The organism is Chitinasiproducens palmae (assembly GCF_900095735.1).
In the GTDB taxonomy this organism is placed as follows: domain Bacteria; phylum Pseudomonadota; class Gammaproteobacteria; order Burkholderiales; family Burkholderiaceae; genus Chitinasiproducens; species Chitinasiproducens palmae.
Genome location: NZ_FNLO01000031.1, coordinates 1 through 1,202, shown reverse-complemented (window position 1 = coordinate 1,202; position 1,202 = coordinate 1). Strand labels below are relative to the sequence as shown.

Below are 1,202 nucleotides of genomic sequence, written 5' to 3'. Positions count from 1 at the left end.
GCCGCGCCGATGGCCGGTAACGGCTACGAGGAGCATTGCCGCATCGAGCTACGCGCGATAGCCGCCGCCTGTGACTTGACCTATGAGCAATTCACCGGCGACTACTCGCAGGTCAATTTCACCAGTGGGCGATTGGCAAAGATGGAGTTCAAGCGGATCGTTGAGCAAGAGCAGTGGTTGATCTTCATTCCACTCTTCCTTAATTGCGTCGCCGACCGGTTCGTCTCTGTGGCCTACGTTGCCGGTTTGACCAAGAAAGCCGTGTGCGCTCGTGACTGGACCGCGCCGCGTATCGAAATGACCGATCCGCTGAAAGAGGTTAAGGCGCTCATCGCCTTGATTGACGCGGGGCTGATCAGTCGACAAGAAGGCCAGCGACAGCTCGGCTACGACGTCGAGACGATGAACGACGAGATCGCCACCGATCCGCCGCCGAAGACAAGGACAGCAAACAGGCGAACGCCTGCCACCAACACCTAAGCCCGCCGCGAGCGGGCTTTTTCATTTGGAGGGTCAGCAATGCCCCAAGCGAGCAAGGCGCCGGCGCGACGGCCGGACGCAAACAGCGCGGAGATGGTCACACGGCTCATGCCGGTCTCGACTGTCGACGCAGACCAACGCAGCGCCGAATGCACCTGGACGACAGGCGCGCAGGTTCGCCGGTACGACTATGCGCGTGATCGCATGTACATCGAGGACCTGGGCGGCGGTGCCGGCGTCACGGTGCGCATGGATCGCCTCGCGTCGGGTTCCGCGCCACTGCTCAACTGCCATAGCAGTTGGGGGCTTGGCTCAGTCCTCGGTGTGGTCGACCGCGCGGATTTGGACCAGGCGAAGGGCACCGGCACCGCCACCCTACGCTTTTCGAAGCGTGAAGAGGTCGAGCCGTATTTTCAAGACGTGCGCGACAAGATTCTGCGCAATGTGTCGGTGGGCGCCCGCGTGTACCGCTACGAGATGATCGCGCCGGGTACCGAAGGCAATACTGAGTGGATCTACCGGGCGATGGATTGGGAGCCGGTGGAAATCTCTCTGGTGCCGGTCGGCGCCGATGCCGGCGCCGTCATCCGCAGCGCCGACGGTTCCCCGGCCGAACCGATTTTCTATCCCTGCGAATTCGTCGAGCGAGGCGCGGGGCCTCAACGCGAGGCAAGTGCCTCACAACGCAACCTAGGAGCTGCAATGCCCGATGCAACCAATCA

General features: G+C 62.3%; 1 protein-coding gene and 1 pseudogene. Both read left to right on the top strand.

The features are described 5' to 3' along the window. On the top strand, positions 1 to 480 hold a 480-nt coding region (locus tag BLU54_RS22995; protein ID WP_139169812.1), incomplete at its 5' end, for a phage portal protein. A 39-nt stretch (positions 481 to 519) separates the two neighbouring features. Further along, positions 520 to 1,202: pseudogene (locus tag BLU54_RS22990) on the top strand (prohead protease/major capsid protein fusion protein); the annotation flags it as partial.